Origin of the sequence: Roseburia lenta, assembly GCF_014287435.1 — a bacterium.
In the GTDB taxonomy this organism is placed as follows: domain Bacteria; phylum Bacillota; class Clostridia; order Lachnospirales; family Lachnospiraceae; genus Pararoseburia; species Pararoseburia lenta.
This window is the reverse complement of sequence record NZ_JACOPG010000001.1, coordinates 311,669-329,543: the sequence shown is the minus strand read 5'-3', so window position 1 is coordinate 329,543 and position 17,875 is coordinate 311,669. Positions and strand designations below refer to the sequence as shown.

General features: G+C 41.5%; 20 protein-coding genes and 1 pseudogene. 16 read left to right on the top strand and 5 right to left on the bottom strand.

The features are described 5' to 3' along the window. Positions 1–2: 2 nt before the first annotated feature. From H8R94_RS01665 to H8R94_RS01615, 11 genes are all read left to right on the top strand, one after another. Positions 3–392 carry a PrgI family protein gene (locus H8R94_RS01665; RefSeq protein ID WP_186853678.1) on the top strand — a complete coding sequence of 130 codons (390 nt, stop codon included), beginning with the start codon at positions 3–5 and terminating at the stop codon, positions 390–392. Continuing rightward, positions 389–3,049 (top strand): VirB4-like conjugal transfer ATPase, CD1110 family, encoded by a 2,661-nt coding sequence (locus H8R94_RS01660; RefSeq protein WP_186853677.1) that lies wholly within the window; start codon positions 389–391, stop codon positions 3,047–3,049. The genes H8R94_RS01665 and H8R94_RS01660 overlap by 4 nt, the downstream gene beginning before the upstream one ends. Then, a complete protein-coding gene (locus H8R94_RS01655) occupies positions 3,046–4,857 on the top strand; it encodes a phage tail tip lysozyme (protein ID WP_186853676.1) in 1,812 nt (603 codons plus the stop codon). The genes H8R94_RS01660 and H8R94_RS01655 overlap by 4 nt, the downstream gene beginning before the upstream one ends. A gap of 89 nt (positions 4,858–4,946) precedes the next feature. Next, positions 4,947–5,294, top strand: a complete 348-nt coding sequence (locus H8R94_RS01650; protein WP_186853675.1) for a hypothetical protein — start codon at positions 4,947–4,949, stop codon at positions 5,292–5,294. After that, positions 5,294–5,596, top strand: a complete 303-nt coding sequence (locus tag H8R94_RS01645) for a hypothetical protein (protein WP_186853674.1) — start codon at positions 5,294–5,296, stop codon at positions 5,594–5,596. Before H8R94_RS01650 ends, H8R94_RS01645 begins: the two co-directional genes overlap by 1 nt. 571 nt (positions 5,597–6,167) lie before the next feature. Then, complete coding sequence (locus H8R94_RS01640; RefSeq protein ID WP_186853673.1) at positions 6,168–6,461, top strand: hypothetical protein; 294 nt, start codon at positions 6,168–6,170, stop codon at positions 6,459–6,461. Beyond that, positions 6,458–6,727, top strand: coding sequence for a hypothetical protein (locus tag H8R94_RS01635; RefSeq protein WP_186853672.1), 270 nt, complete (start codon positions 6,458–6,460; stop codon positions 6,725–6,727). The genes H8R94_RS01640 and H8R94_RS01635 overlap by 4 nt, the downstream gene beginning before the upstream one ends. Positions 6,728–6,744: 17 nt before the next feature. Next, positions 6,745–7,059, top strand: coding sequence for a hypothetical protein (locus H8R94_RS01630; protein WP_186853671.1), 315 nt, complete (start codon positions 6,745–6,747; stop codon positions 7,057–7,059). After that, complete coding sequence (locus H8R94_RS01625) at positions 7,040–8,452, top strand: relaxase/mobilization nuclease domain-containing protein (RefSeq protein WP_186853670.1); 1,413 nt, start codon at positions 7,040–7,042, stop codon at positions 8,450–8,452. Before H8R94_RS01630 ends, H8R94_RS01625 begins: the two co-directional genes overlap by 20 nt. A 21-nt stretch (positions 8,453–8,473) precedes the next feature. Then, complete coding sequence (locus H8R94_RS01620; RefSeq protein WP_186853669.1) at positions 8,474–9,238, top strand: hypothetical protein; 765 nt, start codon at positions 8,474–8,476, stop codon at positions 9,236–9,238. Between the two features lie 77 nt (positions 9,239–9,315). Then, entirely contained in the window at positions 9,316–10,389 is a 1,074-nt protein-coding gene (locus H8R94_RS01615; RefSeq protein WP_186853668.1) for a hypothetical protein, read from the top strand. On the opposite strand, the pseudogene H8R94_RS01610 reads toward H8R94_RS01615, so the two are convergent. From H8R94_RS01610 to H8R94_RS01595, 4 genes and pseudogenes are all read right to left on the bottom strand, one after another. Then, positions 10,373–10,465: pseudogene (locus H8R94_RS01610) on the bottom strand (manganese catalase family protein); the annotation flags it as partial. The gene H8R94_RS01615 and the pseudogene H8R94_RS01610 sit on opposite strands and share 17 nt — an antisense overlap. Next, complete coding sequence (locus H8R94_RS01605) at positions 10,465–10,728, bottom strand: spore coat protein CotJB (protein WP_243098633.1); 264 nt, start codon at positions 10,726–10,728, stop codon at positions 10,465–10,467. The gene H8R94_RS01605 and the pseudogene H8R94_RS01610, both read right to left, overlap by 1 nt. Next, positions 10,725–10,925, bottom strand: a complete 201-nt coding sequence (locus H8R94_RS01600) for a spore coat associated protein CotJA (RefSeq protein WP_186853666.1) — start codon at positions 10,923–10,925, stop codon at positions 10,725–10,727. The genes H8R94_RS01605 and H8R94_RS01600 overlap by 4 nt, the downstream gene beginning before the upstream one ends. 58 nt (positions 10,926–10,983) lie before the next feature. Next, positions 10,984–11,241, bottom strand: a complete 258-nt coding sequence (locus H8R94_RS01595; RefSeq protein WP_186853665.1) for a helix-turn-helix transcriptional regulator — start codon at positions 11,239–11,241, stop codon at positions 10,984–10,986. On the opposite strand from H8R94_RS01595, the gene H8R94_RS01590 reads away from it, so the two are divergent. From H8R94_RS01590 to H8R94_RS01580, 3 genes are all read left to right on the top strand, one after another. Further along, positions 11,215–11,481: a DUF4982 domain-containing protein gene (locus H8R94_RS01590; protein WP_186853664.1), complete on the top strand. Its 267-nt coding sequence runs from the start codon at positions 11,215–11,217 to the stop codon at positions 11,479–11,481. The two genes, H8R94_RS01595 and H8R94_RS01590, sit on opposite strands and share 27 nt — an antisense overlap. 214 nt (positions 11,482–11,695) lie before the next feature. Further along, entirely contained in the window at positions 11,696–13,153 is a 1,458-nt protein-coding gene (gene gltX / locus H8R94_RS01585; protein WP_118281050.1) for a glutamate--tRNA ligase, read from the top strand. Positions 13,154–13,203: 50 nt separating this feature from the next. Further along, positions 13,204–15,027, top strand: a complete 1,824-nt coding sequence (locus tag H8R94_RS01580; RefSeq protein ID WP_186853663.1) for an ATP-dependent helicase — start codon at positions 13,204–13,206, stop codon at positions 15,025–15,027. A gap of 1 nt (position 15,028) precedes the next feature. Here H8R94_RS01580 and H8R94_RS01575 read toward each other — a convergent pair whose 3' ends face one another. Then, positions 15,029–15,346, bottom strand: a complete 318-nt coding sequence (locus H8R94_RS01575; RefSeq protein WP_118281052.1) for a DUF1292 domain-containing protein — start codon at positions 15,344–15,346, stop codon at positions 15,029–15,031. 140 nt (positions 15,347–15,486) lie between these two features. Between H8R94_RS01575 and H8R94_RS01570 the strand changes: the two genes are divergently transcribed. Both H8R94_RS01570 and H8R94_RS01565 read left to right on the top strand, forming a co-directional pair. Beyond that, complete coding sequence (locus H8R94_RS01570; protein WP_186853662.1) at positions 15,487–17,355, top strand: alpha-amylase family glycosyl hydrolase; 1,869 nt, start codon at positions 15,487–15,489, stop codon at positions 17,353–17,355. After that, positions 17,333–17,866, top strand: a complete 534-nt coding sequence (locus H8R94_RS01565; RefSeq protein WP_186853661.1) for a DUF5662 family protein — start codon at positions 17,333–17,335, stop codon at positions 17,864–17,866. Before H8R94_RS01570 ends, H8R94_RS01565 begins: the two co-directional genes overlap by 23 nt. The last annotated feature ends 9 nt before the right edge of the window (positions 17,867–17,875 follow it).

Here is a 17,875-nt window from a genome sequence, read left to right as displayed (position 1 = left end):
CGATGAAACTTAAACTAAATAAGGATTTTTTGCATGAATATAAAAATGATGCATGGAAAGGATTTTCTATTCCTGAAATCGTAAGCATTTGTACAGCACTGGCATGTAATCTTGGATGCACGTATCTGTTGTGGAAATATTTGCATATTGCACCAGATAAAGCGGTATATCTTGGCATTCCGATTATGATACCTCCCCTTGCCATGGGGTTTGTCAAATTTCAGGATAACCTTACGGTAATAGCATATGCAAAAGCTATTTATGATACGTACATGTGTAGAGATTTGTGTTTTGCCGGAGAACAGTACGAAAAGAAACGTATCTTTTTTTTGCAGCATCATGAAGAACGTGCCGACCGTCGGCACAAAAGAAAGGGAGGAAAAAGAAGATGAGACCTTGGTTAAATCCTAGTAAAGCATTTTCTGACAGTGCAAGAAAAACGGATCCATTTGTGAAAGGATTCCCGAAAAATGTCAGAGAAGCCTTTGATATTACAGATGTTAATGCAGAAGGTATCTTTAAGATTGAGAACAGACCGGGGGAAGCTCTATATGATCGTGTTTACGTATTTTCGGATATCAACTATAAGAAAAAGGATAAAAGTGAAAAGAACAGCATTTTGCTGGAACTGATCACATTCTTTAGTTTTATGACGGTGGACTACAAGATCACGATAGCCAGTGAGTATCGTAATATGTATGAGTTCATTTCTAAAATATTTTCAAATAAGAATGCGGGAGAATATCAGAACATCAGTGAAGGCATACGACAGTTGATCACGCAAAAGATCCGGGATGGAAACATGTACGATGTAGAGAAAGTTATGTATCTGACGGTCACCTGCAGGGCAAATCGCTATGAGGAGGCGAGAAATTATTTTAAACTGATGGACACACAGTTGGAAGATCTGTTTACAAAACTGGGAAGTTTACTTCTGCCATTAGATGGATATCAACGGCTAGCCAGTATTAGACGACTGATCTATATGGATGAAGATACGGAGCCGGTGGAGTTCTTTTCGGGAAAAGATACACTTTTGGATGTTTTGCCACATTCTATGGATACGGATAAAAACTTCATGGTCTTAAATGAAAAGTTATATGTCTCGGTCCTATTTGCAAGAAAATATGGATCTTCCATTAACGAGGAGACGGCTATTCATACACTTACGGATGTATCTTATCCTTCACTATTGACGCTTGATTATGCGCCGGTGGAAAAGGAAGTACTGGATGCAAAACTGCAATCAACAAATGCCAATAATGAGCGTGCTATTTCGCAGGAAGTGGATGCGAAGACACAAAAGAATCAGATCGCTACTGGCATTTCTTATGATAAGACGAAAAAGCGTGAGGAGTTGGAAGGATATCTGAATCAGATAGATAATAATGATGAAAGTTGTCTTTTGATGGGGATGCTTATTCTGATCACGGCGCCGACGGAGGATATCTTGGCGGATCGAGTGGATGAGATGATCAGTAAGGGCAGGCGCGAGAAAATCTATCTGGAGACGATGAATTATGTGCAGCGTCATGCATTTAACACCGTGCTGCCGACCGGATGCAGAAGAGTAGCATATATGCGATCTTTTCTGACGTCTTCACTGGTGGGACTGCAGCCTTTTTATGCGGTGGATCTGGTAGAACCGGGAGGACAGTTCTTTGGTCTGAATCAGACGACAAAACATTTGGTGTTTGGTAATCGTAAAAAATTAACCTCACCACATGGTCTTATTGTAGGGCCTACCGGTGCAGGAAAATCTTTCTTTATAAAAATGACAGAGATCGTACAACCATTATTGGAAACAGATGATGATATTATGATGATCGATCCGCAGAATGAGATGGAGTATGTATGTTCTTACTTTGGAGGACAATTTATTGACTTTACCCCCAGATGTCCGATGCATCTGAATCCGATGGAGATATCGGAAGAAGTATGGGAGGGTAATGCGAAAGATCATGAAATGTTTGTTGCTTCGCAAAGTGAATGGGCGTGTTCTCTAATCGAGTCTATGATGTCAAATATTACGTTTACCCAGGAACACAGGTCTGATATTGATCGTGTGGTACGCCAGATATATGAAGAAATATTTGCACAAAAGAAACTGAAAAAGCAGCCGTCAATCGTGGATATTCGTGCAAGAATCCAGGATAAATTACAAAAGGCGGAGTATGAGCAGGATAAGCAGCGACTGCTTAGTATTTATAATTCCATGGAGGAATTTACAGAAGGATCTTATGACATGTTTGCACATGACACCAATGTCGAGATCAATAACAGATTTGTCGTGTTCGGACTAAAGAATATTAAGAAAGACCTTTGGGAAACCATTATGACAACGATAATGCATTATTTATCTATGCGTATGGAATATAACAAGACGCTGCAGAGAGCTACACGTTTTATCGTGGATGAAGGTCAGGTGGTCGCAGACCATGAAGGATCTGCAAAAATCCTATTAAATGCATTTGTTACATTTCGTAAGTTCGGTGGCATTAATACCTTGGCAGTGCAAAATCTGGTACGTGTCTTAGAAAATTCGGATTTGCGTGATATGCTGCAGAACAGTGGTATGAAGGTATTCTTTGACCAGGGAGGTGTTGAAGCTGACAAATTGGCAGAGATACAGAAGCTATCCAGGGTAGAATATCAGTCTCTAGCAAACAAGGGAAAAGGAAATGCTGTTATGGTGTGGAATAATAATGTCATTTTACTGGATTGTAAGATGAACCGGGACAACGTGCTTTATGAACCATTTAATACAGATTTCCATGAGAAAAGTGAACAGAGTAGGGAAATTGAGGAGACTGAACAGCCAACAGGAGAAATCTTTGAACCAGCGGTAGGTATTCGGGAACGAGATAAAGCAAAGATAAGATCGCTTGTAGAAATCGTGGCCGTCTCCAGTGCAGATGTTGCAGGTGCATTAGATATCACAGCAAAAGAGGCGCGTGAACTACTTTTGGAAATGTGTCATGAAGGGATTCTTCTACAAGAGAGTTCTGCAGGTGTAGAGTATTTCAGATTAAAAGAGGAAGATGCATGAAATTAGCATTACAGGATGAGACAGAACTTAACTTGATGGAACCGGAACTTGCTGTTGGCGATGAAATTTTTTCAGATCAGGATCTGGAAAAGGAAGAACCACTTTTATATGATCTGCAGCATATATCCGGCATCGATGCCGTAGAATTAGAAGAAGAAATGCCGGCGATTAAGATGGAGAATCAAATGGATTCCAAAGACTATAAGGTATGGAAAAATCTTCCTGTAGCAGAAAAGAGTCGTTTACTTCGTCAAATCAGGTCAACGGCGGAATATAAGGAATTCATTCAGGCATGTGCCATGCTTGCAGCCACAAAGGGGTATGAGACAGTAAAGAAGCATAAGGCAGGTAGTAAAACGGAATCAGGAAACGGCAAGAACGCATCGTCGGTGGGGAAGGGGACTTCTGAAAATATGCCTGAAAAAATCACATCCATCGAGGATAAGGAAGCCGGTAGTAAAGTGTCTTCCAAAGAGGCAAAAGAGATTGTTGAAAAAAACGGAAAACAGGCGGTAAAAAAAGCCGTCATGGTTGCCGCAGAAACTATTTGGATTGTAAAGGGTGTGAATCAAGCTGCCGTTGGAGCAGGAGGGGAAAATGAATCGGCTATTTTATCCAATGCAAAAGAAAAGTCATTGTTCATAGTCCGGCTGGGTGCGATTGTGATGGCGCAGCTGGGAGTTCCTTTTCTTCTTGTGGCTTTGATTGCGGTTATTATTCTGTCGGTTATATCAGCCGTCGTATGTATTCCTCAACAGTATTCAAAGAATGTCGGGATTATGCCCTATTATGCGCAGGCAGATTATGCAACAACACCGTTTAATGGCGGTACAATCAAGTCAGATGGATGTGGTATTACATCAATGGCAATGGTTGTGTCCCTTTTTAAAAATGAAACAATCACGCCCAATATTCTGGCAGATATGGCAAATCTGGATGCATCCTATAATACCGTAAATTCACATAAGGCAATTAATAAATTTGCTGAATATTATGAACTGGGTGCGGTGGAGGAAATGGCAGGACCGAATAAGAACTGTTGTCGCAAAAAAAAATATGATTTGGAATATATTAAGAAGAAAATACAAGAGGGATCACCGGTGATCGTCAGCGTTAGTGGTGGATATTATAATCCGGCAGGAGGCGGTCATTACATAGCGCTTTACGGTGCCGGATCCAATGGCGTTTTTGTTTATGATCCGGGATCCAGGGCAAAGTACCAGGCAACGATAGACAGTGATGGTGGCGAATGGGGCGTTGTATTTGAAGAGGCAAAACATATCTGGATCTTTCCGGCATATAGCAGTACATATTTAACAGGTGGAACCAATGAGGAATCTGTCTGGCTGAACTTGAAACAGGCAGGATTTTCTGACGCAGCGGCTGCAGGCGTGATCGGAAATATGTATCAGGAATCGTCACATGGTGCTCCGGATCTTCGTCCTTCTGCAGAGTCAAAGGATGGAAGTATTGGATTGCTACAGTGGACGAAAGGGCGCCGAGAGGCGTTAGAATCGCTAGGAAGAAATCGAAATACAGACTGGAAGGATTTATCTGTACAGATTGAATATTTGCTTCAGGAGGCAAATGGCGGCGCACAGTGGAAGTGGACAAGTTATGCAAAAAGTAAATACGATCCTTCGGACAATATTTCGTTTGAAGAGTTCAAACAACTGCAGGATCCACAGAAGGCGGCGGAAGTGTTCCAGGCAAAATTTGTCAGACCTAACTATGAAAAATCAAACCTGTCGTATCGTAAACAAATGGCGCAGAAAGTATTTGAAAAATATACAAACGAAGGAAAGTAGGTGAGCATATGAAGATGAAAGTTCTTCTTATTATAGGTATATGTGTGGGAGCAATTTTTCTCATAAATCTTTTAAATAAAAGAGATACAGTGGAACAAAAACAGGAGGTTATCACGCCGGATATAGATCTATCTGCAGTCTCATCAAAAACAGATTTGGATCCGTTTTTGATCGAAAATGAGATAGATAATTATCTGATGGATCACAATATTTTTTGTGATAATGCGGTTGCCTTGAATTATAAATATGAAGATTTAGATACTGCAGATGTGATATATGACATCTTTTTTCAGTTAGATGATCAGGATAAGACGATCCTTACGCTTGCATATGGAAAGGATGAAAAATCCGGAAAAAGACATGTAGAAATAAAACCATGTATGTATAGCCGTGAGGAAATAAAAGATGAGGTATGGTATGAGGAGGAGAAACAATAATGGAAGAAATGAAAGAGAAAATTATTGAAAAACTGGATGCGGAGTATGAATGTTTTTTTCAGGATATGATGCGCACATCCAAGGAAAATTTATTTGCCAACAGTGGTGAGATTGAGACGAAAAAAGCGATTCAAAATATCTTGCGGAACGAAGTAAAAACGAATCCGAAATTTGATGATACAGCGTTGGTAAAGAAGATGCTTTATACGGATAATCTCATGGAATCCGGCTTTCGTTATGCATCCGATCATCCAGAGTTAAGCATCAAGGACGCAACTCTTAAAATTCTATTTTCGCTATAAAAACCACGTCATAATTTTTATATAGGACAGACAGTTACTGTCAGGATCCGTGCAGGTCCTGGCAGTATTTTTTATGTGAAAATGCTGTGTGTTTGTGTGTGAAAGGGGTCTTAGGGTGCGCCCTAACAAGGTTGCATTTTGTATTACAAAATGCGTATCTTGCAATATTACAAGGGGAAATCTTGCTGTAAACAGGCAGATGTAACAATGCAGAGATAAAAACTGGTTCTAATACGCTAAAATAGTGGCTTTCAGGACGCAACAGAATAGCCTAAAAACTGTAAACAGGTATATAAGGCAAAAAAGTTGTAAACAGATCTGTAAATGCTTCTGTAAACAGGATACGTGCGAAATAGCGATAATAAAGGATAAAACTGTAAACAGAGTTGTAAACAAGGGGCGTAACAGGCGAGAGAAATGCTACTAAATGCTACTGGATTATATAATGAGATACTGTTATGTTAGAAGAGACAAATAAGTAGATAAGAAACCGTGTCACTTAACACATAAAAAGTGTTAGGAGATGCGGTTTTTTTGTACGCAATTTAATTAGGAAAAGGAGATGAATGAAATGTCACATTTGGTTCGCGTATCGGATCAGACTTACGCCAAGATGTGTAAGGAAAAGCCACCGGGTATGACACAGGGGCAATACTTTGATCTGCTTGTGGAAAATCAATCCAGAGCGATGGAAGTACAGAGGGATGTGTCGGAAAAATTGCAAAAGATTTTGGAGATGCTTTCCGAAAAACCTGCATCCGAATTTAATAAAAGTCAAAGTAACGAGAGGCAAAAAAATGAAAACGGAAATGCGGGGGATATGTTTACAGAATTATTTCAAAATGAAAGGAAGAAGGAAGAATGAGTGAAGCAGAAATTTTAAAAAATAAAATCGAAAAGAAAAAAGATGAGATTGAAAATATGAAAACAAAACTGAAAAAGAAAAAATCAGAATTACAATTATTAACAGATCAACTAAATCGGATGATGGAGCAGGAAGAGGTTGCCTTTAATGCAAAAGTAGTTGCAGAAATGGAACAACGTTTTGGAAAATTTGATGAAGAATCTTTTCAAAAATTTTTGAATGAGTTGGACACAAAAGAGGCGTTGCATCACACGGATATTTTCTGAGTTAGTGAGAAAAATTTATGAGAAGAGAGAAGATTGTTCCAGTGCGTTTTACAGAAAATGAATATGAAAAATTGATTGAAATGATTGGTGCTTTAGATGAAAGAAAAAATGTATCTGCCTTTATTCGGGATAAAATTTTTGCAGAACAAAAAGAAAAATCGGAACATCGAGAAATTTTATTTTTGCTTCGTCAGGTGCGAGCAGAAATTGGACATGCGATAAAACTTTATCAAAAGGATTTTCTAACAGAAGCGCAACAGGAAATGGAAAAGTGCAATGAAAAATTGGATGAATTACAAAAGGAGATCATGAATGGCGGTAACTGTTCTTAGACATATGAAAGAGAGCAAAGGAACAAACAAAGCAGCACATTTGCAACATGCGATTCATTATATTATGAATCCGGAAAAAACAGAAGGTGGTCTTTGGACAGGTTCTAACTGTGGAAATAATGAAAAAGAAATCTATCAGACCATGATTGATACAAAAAGTCAGTTTGAAAAAGAATGGGGCAGACAAGGATATCATTTTGTAATCTCGTTTCCACCAGATGAAGATGTGGACGAAAAAATAGTCTATGAATTTGGAAAACAATTTTGTCAGGAATATTTAAAGGATAATTATGAGTATTGTTTCGCAGTGCATAACGATCATGATCATTTGCACTGTCATATTATTTTTAATTCTGTTGATCGGATTGTTGGAAATAAGTATCGATATGTAAATGGAGATTGGGAAAAAAGAATCCAGCCGGTGACGGATCGTTTGTGCAGAGAATATGGACTATCAGAACTGGTTTACGATAAAAGTGAGCGTATCGGAAAATCCTATGTTGAACATATGGCACAAAAAGATGGAAAGATTGTATGGTCGGATATTATCCGGGCGGACATCGATGCCGCTGCATCCAGATCCTATAGTCGGGAAGAATTTATGAGTGAAATGAAAAAGATGGGGTATCAAGTGCGGCAAGGAAATTCTGCAAAGCATGGTTTATACCTGGCATATACGCCACCAGGTTCGAAAAAAGCCAGACGAGATTACAATCTGGGAGTGGGATATCGGCCAGCAGACATTGATCGAAAAATCATGCATCATGAGGAAGAAAAAGCAAGTCAGGTCTATGTTTCTAAAATGGCAGAGATTAAAACAGATAATACCTATCAGGCATTTATGGTCTTGCGTATCAGACAGGCAACTATGTATCAGATATTTCGTCAGGAAGAATTAGATCAGGTTCGTGTGCGCAAGGATTTACTACATATCCATCAGTTGGAGGAGGAATGTGAGTATCTGATGAAGCATCCGATCAAGGGGGAGAAAGATCTGGAAGCACGATTAAAAAAGATAAATGAGACCATACGCACGGAGCAGAACAGACAACAGGCGAATAGTACAGTGTTAGCATCCTTTGCTCCGGAAGAAAGAATACTGATCCAGAGGTATCAGGATCTGCAGGAGCAGGCAAAGAACCAGGAACTTTCTGATGAAGCGTTTGAGGATGTTTTAGAGCAGATCGAGACTATGGAGTTGAAGCATCCGGATGTAGTGGCATATGCAAATGTGCAGTTAGAAACTGTTCCGGATAGTATGCAGATGCAGGCATTAAAGGAAGAACGGCTGATCTTAAAGCGCATACGCAAGGATATAAAAGAGGTTGGAGAATTAAAGGAAGTTGCGCTGCGGCAGGAAAAAGTAGAGAAGCAAGAGATAGTTATTAAATAGGAAGACATGAGGTGATGATATATGCTTACAAAGGAACAGGCACTAGAATTTTCAAAATTGATCTTGGCGGATCAGCCGGAGGCAGACGTAAAGTTTCAATTTTTATCTGATCATACAGATGGTGGGATATATTGGTCATTGCTACGCTGCTTTATTGTAGGGATGGACGTTCAAACAGTTGCCGGATATTTGGAAAAGGGGCAGCCAAAGAATAAGGCAGAGATCGATCAGTGGATGTTGGATGAGCTTGCTGCCAGATTGCGCGATCGGGATCAGGTCTATCAGGCATTGGTCGATCTGCAGGAGAAGGTCAGTAATAATTCCGTAGAACACGAGAAATATGAAAATACGTTGCGTGATTTGAATAAGGCAAAACTAGACTTGAAGAACATGAAACAGACAGTTACGACAAAAGATCAGTTGATACGGCAGCTACAGGATAAAATAAAAAATGTACCGACCGTCGGTACAAAAGAAACAGCTGGAGAAAAGAAGGACAAACAGGTAAATGCGGTAGAAGAACAGAAAACAAGTGTTAATAAGCATATATTGTCCTTAGAGGCATTTAAACATGATGTATTGCTGAACGATACCTACAGTGATGAGCAAAAGGATTACTTGTTATCCTTGCTGGAAAGAGGAGAGAATTATAGCGACATCAATGCTTTAGCAGAGCCGTCCATGAGTACCAATGATATGCGCCGTCTACATGAATTGATGAAACGTCAGCAAACACCGGAAAAGTCTTTGGTAGATAGAATTAGGGAGAGATTACAGAAATTATAGGGACAGAGAGAATGACTTGCTACTACTTGCTGAATTGATTATGAGATGCTATCCTAAATAAAAATGGAGGTATCAGAATGAGTGCAGATGAAGAAAAAGAAATTGACAAAGAGTTTCGTCAAAATAGGTGGCAATTTCTTGCAATAATAATAGCCTATGGTGAATTTGCATTGATATTTTTGTATAGCAAGACAGGATTCCAACCTTTGGAATGGATATGTGAAATTGGATTATTGCTATGTATTATTCCGGCGATATACGCAGTATGGATAATTGTATCAAGTATTTTACAATGGGGAAAACAGGCGATAGAAATACGAATGACATGTAATGACAGATTATTTGACAAGATTGATTATATAGAAAAAAACCGTAATAGCAAAACGAATATGGAAATATTTGCAGTACTCAATTATTACTATCATGAAAGTGATGAGATGCAATCTTTAATTGAAAAAGGCGAAATAGAACGATTATTAACTCGGCAAGATTATTTACAACATAAAATCTATAGTGAAATATCACAGAGCGTTTCTGTAGGTATGAATTTTATATTTTGGGCAATACCAGTTGTATTATCTGGAATGGGACTGGAAAAAGTATTTGACACTTTTTTTACAAATATCACTACGAAAGTGGTTATTGTCTGCATCATAGTTGTAGTATTGGGGTTGATTGTGTTCTACTTCTCTAAACGAGGTCAATTAGGAATATATTCTAAAGAAATAATTGTATATGAATTGGAACTACTAAAACCTATCATAAGACAGATGGAAGATAGTATGCACATAGATCAATCTGGAATAGGATTACGCAATATGCAGCAATTAGTGATCAATACCTTAAAAAAGAAAATAGGATGGATAAAGATATCCTCAAAAAAGAAGGAAATGTCAAAGCAATTAAGGATAATTAGAAATATGAAGTTTGAACAACCACCTTCAAGTATGTATATGTTAATGCATTTTGAGAATAATGAGTCATTTATTTATTACAAACCCATAGTTACCCCTTATAATTATAAGGATGACTATGTTGTCATGTCTGAAATTATAGAGCAGCATAAAAAAGAAATAGAAAAAATGTACAATAAGAAGATCCGAAGTAAGAATATTATAAGTTATTGTGAAACAGACCACCATACTGGCTGATGATGATGGCGGCAGCCTGCGGGTTTGTCTGCTTGATATGAATGGGATATTGTAATCTTTTCTCGTATTGAAACATTAGTTGGCACTCCTTTCCCATGGATTTTTTGACAGTCCCCAAGTCCACATATTCTCAGGATGTGCTGTAGACAGTGTCAGTGGCTCGTAGGCCTCAGCGTATTCTTTTAGGGCCTTTTGATAGAGAGACTGGTAATGGTTAAAATGATCCATTGCCGCCTCGTCGAAAGGATGCGTATCTAAATACTCGGTCAGATCCACGAGCATCATGCTGACCATGTCGATCCAATAGAGCAGTTGTTCCTGACTGCGATTTTGCATCATGAGCGTATTCTCCTTCCGTCAAATGGTTTGTTGAGTTCCGGAAAGATGGTACCGATCTTCAGTGCCTTATCTGGTTCGTACAAGGTGGACAGATATTGCCAGGGAACGTAGCCCATGGCAACAGCGAAGTTCTCCAGACTGCCGGGATGCATCTTTGCACGGCAGGAGGGATGATCTTGATTTTGTCTTTGCTTCATTCGCAAATCCTTTCTGCATGATTCATTCTTTAGCATATGAAATAATTAAGAAAAGGTGCTAGATTGGATCAGAATCATAGCGTGAACTCATACGATAATCCATGGGATGTATGCCAAAGGTACGATGAAACAAGTGATAGAAAAAGTTTGTATTTTCGTAACCGCACGGTAGGGCAATCTGACGTATGGGCATATTGGTTTCAGAAAGATAATGGCGTGCCTGTTCCATGCGCAGTTCCTGCACATAATCTCGAAAAGACAGACCACGGTATTTTTTTAGCAGTTGTGAATGATAGACCGAGAAATAAAACAGCACTTTGCATTGTTTTTGTTGTCCTATCTGTATTCCTATGATCCAAGTACTTATGGAAAGCGAGAGGTCATTAGTTCATGGGGATTTCTTGCAGTCTCAAAGAATTGGAATTTTGATGTAAGAGAAGGGCAGATGGTAGAAGTGCTGGTATTTTCCCAAGCAGAGGAAGTAGAACTGGTATGTAATGGACAAGCGGTTGCCCGAAAAGAGTCGATCGTGCAACACGCAGTCAGAAAATGCTAAATGCTGTATTGTTTGAACTCCCATACCATCTGGGAATACTCACAGCGATCAGTTATAAAGATGGACAGAAAGTATCGGAGAAGATTTCAGCGCAGAGATCCAAGTGCAGATCGGATAAAATAAATTGCAGGTTTTGCCATCTCCTGTTTGACAAAACCTGCCAACTTTCCTATGATGTATTAGATAGAAATTGTTAGATGAGGAAGGTTTTAAAATGAGCAAAGTAAGAACAAGATTTGCACCGAGTCCGACAGGACGCATGCATGTGGGCAATCTTCGTACCGCATTATATGCATATTTGATCGCAAAGCATGAGGGCGGAGATTTTATTCTCCGTATTGAAGATACAGATCAGGAGAGATATGTAGAGGGAGCGGTAGATATCATCTATCGTACCTTGAAAAGTACCGGACTGATCCATGACGAGGGACCGGACAAGGATGGCGGCGTTGGACCATATGTCCAGAGCGAACGTCAGGCACAGGGTATTTATTTAAAGTATGCCAAGGAACTGATCGACAAGGGCGAGGCATATTACTGTTTCTGCGATCAGGAGAGATTAGACAGTTTAAAGCAGACGGTTGCCGGCAAAGAGATCTCCATTTATGACAAGCATTGCCTGTCATTATCAAAGGAAGAGATCGAGGCCAATCTGGCTGCCGGTAAGCCATATGTCATCCGTCAGAACAACCCGAGAACAGGCACAACCACTTTTGAAGATGAGATCTATGGCGACATTACCGTAGACAATGCAGAATTGGACGACATGATCCTGATCAAGTCGGACGGCTATCCAACCTACAATTTTGCCAATGTTGTAGACGATCATCTGATGGGGATCACCCATGTAGTTCGCGGAAATGAGTATTTATCATCTTCTCCGAAGTATAACCGCCTGTATGAGGCATTTGGCTGGGAAGTGCCAATCTATGTGCACTGTCCGCTGATCACCAATGAGGAACATCAGAAACTCAGCAAGCGAAGCGGTCATTCTTCTTATGAGGATCTTTTAGACCAGGGATTTTTGACCGAAGCCATCATCAACTTTGTGGCACTTTTGGGCTGGAGCCCGGTAGACAATCAGGAGATCTTCTCTTTAGAGGAACTGGTAAAGGTATTTGATTATCACCATATGAGCAAGTCCCCGGCTGTTTTTGATACGGTAAAACTGCGCTGGATGAATGGCGAGTATTTGAAAGCCATGGATTTTGACAAGTTCTACGAGATGGCTGAGCCGTATATCCGTCAGGTCATCACCAAGGACTATGATCTTAAGAAGATCGCAGCCATGGTAAAGACAAGGATCGAGGTATTCCCGGATATCGCAGATCATATCGATTTCTTTGAGGCAGTACCGGAATACGATATTTCCATGTACGCTCACAAGAAAATGAAGACAAGCCCGGAATCTTCCCTTACGGTCTTGCAGGAGATCCTTCCGGTATTGGAAGCATTGGATGATTATTCCAATGATGCAATCTATGCATGCATCCGTGATTTCGTAGCGGAGAAGGGCTACAAAAATGGTTATGTATTATGGCCGATCCGTACAGCGGTTTCCGGCAAACAGATGACTCCGGGTGGCGCAACCGAGATCATGGAAGTCATCGGCAAAGAGGAATCATTAGCAAGGATCCGTGTAGCGATCGAAAAGTTGCAGAGAGAAATCTAAAATCTATATAAGGTCTGAGGAAAAGTAAAGAAGAGTAGTAAGGAGTCTATATGCTGAGTCCATCGCAAGAGGAAGCAGTATGTCATGGTAGCGGTCCCTGTCTGACCCTGGCCGGTCCGGGCAGTGGCAAGACCTATGTGCTTACCAGACGTATCCAACATCTTATTACAAAAGGAGGCGTTCCACCGGAACAGATCCTTGTGATCACTTTTACCAAGGCCGCAGCACTGGAAATGAAGGAACGTTTCATAGGATTGATGGGGCAGGAGTACCCGGTCGTCTTTGGAACGTTCCATTCTGTTTTTTACGGCATGCTCAGGCGGGAACCGGGCTTTCGGACATATCGCCTGCTGGATCATAAGAGCAAGCAGGCAATCTTAAAAGAGACGGCTTATGTGGTGAAGATGTCCTGTGCAGAAGACGATCTTTTGCATATGGAACAGGAGATCTCCTATATCAAAAATACCATGGTCGCTTTAGCCGAGTATGCATCCCCCTATTTTCCCAATGAAAAGATCATAAAATTGTATGAACATTATGAAGCGAGAAAAGAGGTTTATCACCTTTTGGATTATGATGACCTTTTGGTAAAGACCAGAGAACTTCTTTACAAAGATCCATCTTTCCTTTCCAAATGGCAGAAGCGTTTTTCCTATCTTTTGCTGGATGAAGTGCAGGATATGAATGCCCTGCAATTTGAGATCATCCGTCTTTTAGCACTGCCGGACAATAACCTTTTTGCTGTCGGGGATGATGACCAGTCCATTTACGGATTTCGCGGTGCCAGACCGGATCTCATGTTTTCTTTTGAAAACTATTATCCGGGGGTAAAGATCTTACAATTACGGGATAATTACCGGTGCAAAGCCCGAATCTTACAGGCATCCCTTGCCCTGATCTCCCACAATGAAATTCGTTTTACAAAAGAGATCCTGGGACAGAAGGAGGAAAAGGGCAATTTAGAGGTCGTGTCGCTTGCGGATAAAAAGGCGGAGACCGCATACCTGGTGCAAATACTAAAGCAGCAGAGAACAGGAGGGAAAAACTGGGAAGATATGGCGGTCTTATATCGCAATCACGCCCAGATTGGATCCGTCATCGAGGCATTGCAGGATGAAAAGATTCCTTTTTATGTCAAGGATGCTGTGCCAAATCCCTACAAGCACTTTGTTATGTTAGACCTGATCGCCTATCTGCGTTTGGGCTCCCCGCTTTTGCACCGCCCGGATCTGTTCCGCATCATGAATCGGCCGGATCGTTTTTTACAGCGGGCAAGTGTGACGCGGGAATGGACGACCTTTGAGGCATGGAAGCATTTTTATCAGGATCAGCCCGGAATGCAGAGGACAATAGAAAAACTGGAAGGGGACATCAACTTCCTGCGCAGCCTGTCCGGTCCGGCGGCGATCACCTTCATCTGCAAAAGGCTGGGCTATGAGGCTTTTCTTAAAAAGCAGGCGAGGGATGATGCGGAATACCAAAAGTGGCAGGAGAGCATTGGACTATTAAAAGAGACAGCAAAAAATGCGAAAACGACCGGGCAGATCATAGAGCAGTGGGAGATAGAAAGAGACGCCATAGACCGCATCAATCAGGAGAAATCTCTGGATAAAGAGGGAAAGGTAGGACTATACACCCTGCACGGAGCCAAGGGCTTAGAGTTTGATACGGTTTTTATTTTAGATTGCAACGAGACCATCCTGCCGTCCAAAAAGGCGGATAGCAGGGAAAAGATCGAGGAGGAGCGCAGACTTTTTTATGTGGGGATGACCCGGGCAAAAGAAAACCTCTATCTGCTTGCCATCCGGCAGGAACAGGGCAAAAAAATGCACCCTTCCCGTTTCCTAAAGGAAATAGAAAAGGTGCAGACATAACTTAGTCCATGTCGTCAAATTCAGCCTCATCTAAGAGTTCGTCGAAGCGTTCTTCCACAGCCTCGTACTCCTCATCAGATTGGATATTTTCTAAGGCAGGTGTACCATCTTCTGCTTCGTGATAACGATAGATATAAACAGTATCGTCTGTGACTTCCTTGCCGTTTTCCTCATAAGGAAGAAGGGCGATGTAATCCTGATCCTTGACATCAAAGATGGTCAGGATCTCACAGGTCACCTCAGAACCGTCATCCATTTCGATGGTCACTACCACATCATCATCATTTTCATCTACCGGAAAAACTTCGTCTTTTGCCATAACCGTCTCCTTTTCTTGTTTTTTGTATGATATCTTATAGAAACAAACAAGATTATACGAAAGGATTTGGAAAAAAGCAACATTTCAAGTATAATGAATAGAGATTTTTGAGAGTTTTAAGCAAGCGTAAGAAGGGGCATATGAAAATAAGAATCGGAGATTTTGAAAGTTATGGTACAAAAGAAACAGCAGACGGCATGATGTTTACCTTTTTTGTAAGAGAGGACCAGCCTTGCGCCATCTGTTTGTATGACCGTAGATCCAAGAAACTGATCCAAACAATAGATTTGTCCGAGGCATATCGGATCGGACAGGTCTATTCGGTAGAGATCTTGGGTAAGCATTGGGAACGCTGCTGTTATCGGATCCGGTGTGGGGAGCACTTTTTTGTTGATGCCTATGCCAGAAGCATTGTAGGGCGTGAAAAGTGGAAGGATGCATCGCGCATCGGAGCAGATGACGGTCTATATGGCGGCTTTGTATCCGGTGGGCAGGAGATTGCAGCACCCCGGCATTTTATTGAGGCGGGGGATATGGTCATGTATAAGTTACATATGCGTGGCTTTACCATGCAGCATGGCTATAAGGCATCCGAAAAGGGCAATGATGCCGGACTGATCGCCGGACTTCCTTATCTGCAGAGACTTGGAGTGACATCCATAGAATTTCAGCCCATCTACGAATTTGAAGAAGTCTTTTGTGAAAAGAAAACGCTTCTGGACGAAAAGGGAATCAGCCACACCCGGTGGCAGACATTGGATAAGACCAATTACTGGGGCTATGGCAATGCTTATTATTTTGCACCAAAGGCATCCTATTTTGGCGGTCGTCATGCCGTAGAGCGGTGCCGGGTTATGATCCAAAAGATCCACGAAGCGGGCATGGAAGTGATTCTGGAAATGGCATTTGCATCAGAGGTTCCCCAGGACATGATGCTGGATTGTCTCTGGTATTGGGTAAGATATTATGGCGCGGATGGTTTCCACCTGCTGGGCTGTAATATCCCGATCAAGCGGATCGCAGGATCCTATCGTTTCCGTCATACCAAGATCTTTTGCGAAAACCTGCCGGAGGAGATCTTGCAGGAACAAAAAGGGAAAAAACACATCTTTTTGTATAAAGATGATTTTCAATATGTAGGCCGTCAATTACAAAATCACATGCAGGGGTCTATGGTGCAGTTTACCAATTATTTGCGCAGACAGAATGTCTCCTATGGATTTGTCAATTATATGGCGAATACGACAGGTTTTACCCTGCTGGATTCCTACAGTTATGGGGAAAAGCACAACCGGGACAACGGCGAGGAAAACCGAGACGGCAACAATTTTAATTGTAGTTTTAATTACGGCGCAGAGGGTGCGACCAAGAACAAACAGATCCAGAAGATGCGCTTCCAACAGGTCAAAAACGGATTATGTATGACCTTTTTATCACAGGCAGTACCGCTTCTTGTGGGCGGGGATGAGTGCCTTAATTCCCAGGAGGGCAATAACAATCCTTATTGTCAGGACAATCGCATTGGCTGGGTACAGTATCAGAACCGGTCTTCGGATGCCAAGGCGTTAGGCATTTTTGTAAAAAATCTGATCGCTTTCCGAAAAGAACACCGCGTGCTGCGACAGGAAAATGCCATGTGTTTTAACGATTACAAGCATCTGGGCATGCCGGATCTGTCTTATCATGGTGCAGAACCATGGCTCATGCAGGTCGGGGATGAGCAAAAAGCCATTGGCATCCTTTATGCCGGAGCCTATGCAGGGGAAGCAGAAGATGTCTATGTGGCATATAATTTTCATTATGAAAGGGCAAGGATCGCCTTGCCGCGTCTGTCGCAGGAAAAACGCTGGATGCAGGTCATGAATACGGCTGATCATATAGGGCAGACCTTTGAGCCGGTCGCTTTAGAGGAGCAGGGACATGTGGAGGTGGCACCGCAATCCATCAGTATTTTGATTTCTTGCGCGGAGCAGGGAAAGGAGTATAATGAAAGCGTTAGAGCACTTTAAGACGATCACCCATCACAGACATCTGGTCATGGGCTATTGTTTTAAATTAGGTTTATATAAACAGGGACTTTTGCATGATCTGTCCAAGTATGCCCCGGTCGAGTTTTTAGTCGGCTGCCGCTACTATCAGGGCGACCGCAGTCCCAACAATGCGGAGCGGGAAGCCACAGGCGTATCGATGGCATGGCTGCATCACAAAGGACGCAACAAACATCATTTTGAATACTGGATCGACTATAGCCTAAATCCCGGGGAAGGCATGGTCGGTATGGAAATGCCGACACAGTATGTCGTTGAGATGTTTGTCGACCGGATTGCTGCCAGCCGCAATTATATGAAAGATGCCTATACGGATGCCAGTGCACTGGAGTATTATAAGAAGGGATGCCATAAATACATCATGCATCCAAAGACAGCGGAATTATTGGAACAACTGCTTGTCATGCTAGCAGAAAAGGGCGAGGAAGAAACATTTTCTTATGTGAGATATCAAGTTTTGCATAATGCATAGATTTTATAG

Excerpts from the sequence above, each read along its gene's own strand:
- H8R94_RS01655 (WP_186853676.1), top strand. The coding sequence starts at position 3,046 with ATGAAATTAGCATTACAGGATGAGACAGAACTTAACTTGATGGAACCG.
- H8R94_RS01575 (WP_118281052.1), bottom strand. The coding sequence starts at position 15,346 with ATGGCAAAAGACGAAGTTTTTCCGGTAGATGAAAATGATGATGATGTG.
- H8R94_RS01660 (WP_186853677.1), top strand. The coding sequence starts at position 389 with ATGAGACCTTGGTTAAATCCTAGTAAAGCATTTTCTGACAGTGCAAGA.
- H8R94_RS01580 (WP_186853663.1), top strand. The coding sequence starts at position 13,204 with ATGCTGAGTCCATCGCAAGAGGAAGCAGTATGTCATGGTAGCGGTCCC.
- H8R94_RS01620 (WP_186853669.1), top strand. The coding sequence starts at position 8,474 with ATGCTTACAAAGGAACAGGCACTAGAATTTTCAAAATTGATCTTGGCG.
- H8R94_RS01570 (WP_186853662.1), top strand. The coding sequence starts at position 15,487 with ATGAAAATAAGAATCGGAGATTTTGAAAGTTATGGTACAAAAGAAACA.
- H8R94_RS01565 (WP_186853661.1), top strand. The coding sequence starts at position 17,333 with ATGAAAGCGTTAGAGCACTTTAAGACGATCACCCATCACAGACATCTG.
- H8R94_RS01615 (WP_186853668.1), top strand. The coding sequence starts at position 9,316 with ATGAGTGCAGATGAAGAAAAAGAAATTGACAAAGAGTTTCGTCAAAAT.
- H8R94_RS01605 (WP_243098633.1), bottom strand. The coding sequence starts at position 10,728 with ATGATGCAAAATCGCAGTCAGGAACAACTGCTCTATTGGATCGACATG.
- H8R94_RS01600 (WP_186853666.1), bottom strand. The coding sequence starts at position 10,925 with ATGAAGCAAAGACAAAATCAAGATCATCCCTCCTGCCGTGCAAAGATG.
- H8R94_RS01635 (WP_186853672.1), top strand. The coding sequence starts at position 6,458 with ATGAGTGAAGCAGAAATTTTAAAAAATAAAATCGAAAAGAAAAAAGAT.
- H8R94_RS01630 (WP_186853671.1), top strand. The coding sequence starts at position 6,745 with ATGAGAAGAGAGAAGATTGTTCCAGTGCGTTTTACAGAAAATGAATAT.
- H8R94_RS01625 (WP_186853670.1), top strand. The coding sequence starts at position 7,040 with ATGGCGGTAACTGTTCTTAGACATATGAAAGAGAGCAAAGGAACAAAC.
- H8R94_RS01590 (WP_186853664.1), top strand. The coding sequence starts at position 11,215 with ATGATAGACCGAGAAATAAAACAGCACTTTGCATTGTTTTTGTTGTCC.
- H8R94_RS01665 (WP_186853678.1), top strand. The coding sequence starts at position 3 with ATGAAACTTAAACTAAATAAGGATTTTTTGCATGAATATAAAAATGAT.
- gltX (WP_118281050.1), top strand. The coding sequence starts at position 11,696 with ATGAGCAAAGTAAGAACAAGATTTGCACCGAGTCCGACAGGACGCATG.
- H8R94_RS01640 (WP_186853673.1), top strand. The coding sequence starts at position 6,168 with ATGTCACATTTGGTTCGCGTATCGGATCAGACTTACGCCAAGATGTGT.
- H8R94_RS01645 (WP_186853674.1), top strand. The coding sequence starts at position 5,294 with ATGGAAGAAATGAAAGAGAAAATTATTGAAAAACTGGATGCGGAGTAT.